This is a genomic window from Achromobacter sp. GbtcB20 (assembly GCF_019091095.1).
Lineage (GTDB): Bacteria > Pseudomonadota > Gammaproteobacteria > Burkholderiales > Burkholderiaceae_B > Achromobacter > Achromobacter mucicolens.
Genome location: NZ_JAGXJZ010000349.1, coordinates 1 through 336 on the forward strand (window position 1 = coordinate 1; position 336 = coordinate 336).

General features: G+C 66.1%; 1 pseudogene. It reads right to left on the reverse strand.

Features of this window, described 5'->3' with window-relative positions:
- Positions 1–336: pseudogene (locus KVT32_RS29285) on the reverse strand (chromosome partitioning protein ParA); the annotation flags it as partial.

Consider the following 336-nt stretch of genomic DNA (forward strand, 5'->3'; position numbering starts at 1 on the left):
TTCGCGCCGCAGCACCGGGTCGGCGCCCTTGAATTCGCTGACGTGCTGCCCGGCCGCGCTCGCATGGGCTAAGGACTTGCGATCGCCGATCGACACCGGCGAGATCTGGTAGCCGTAGCGGCCGATGTCCTCGATGGCCTGCTTGTTGTCGGCATCTTGGTTGGCCGGGTCGGCCTTGTTCAGGAACGCCAGAACTTTGAAGTCGCGCATAGCCTGGACCTCGCGCACCAGGGCCGCCATGTTCTCGAAGGCCCACACGTCGAAGGTCCGCGGCGCGAACGGGATTACCAGGACGTCGGCCACCGACAGCGCAGCGCGCAGCGCACCGGAATCCTT